Origin of the sequence: Nocardia amamiensis, assembly GCF_015477605.1 — a bacterium.
Classification (GTDB): Bacteria; Actinomycetota; Actinomycetes; order Mycobacteriales; family Mycobacteriaceae; genus Nocardia; species Nocardia amamiensis_A.
On sequence record NZ_JADLQX010000367.1, the window covers coordinates 1 to 254 of the forward strand.

1 protein-coding gene is annotated in these 254 nt (G+C 68.1%); it reads right to left on the bottom strand.

What is annotated here, in order from left to right; genetic code table 11:
• Positions 1-46 precede the first annotated feature (46 nt).
• A partial coding sequence (locus tag IU459_RS39210; RefSeq protein ID WP_228839084.1) for a hypothetical protein occupies positions 47-254 on the bottom strand: 208 nt, incomplete at its 5' end.

A 254-nucleotide genomic window follows, 5' to 3' on the forward strand; every position in this document is an offset into this window, starting at 1 on the left:
CGCGCCACCGGTGGCCGTCCCGGCGACCGCATCGCCGGCCTACCCGTTACCGCTGTCGCCCAGCCCCTCGGCCGTCCCATTCCACACCTCCGGATCGAAGGTGGTGCAACGACCAGTTGAATCCGCCTTGCGATCCCGCGTCGCTGTGATGGATCAGTCCTTCGTCGACGGCGTGACCATCGTGGTCGCGCCGCCACAGCGCCATCCTCAGTGCGGTGGTGACCATGACGGTGTCCTTGATCGTGGCGGGCTGC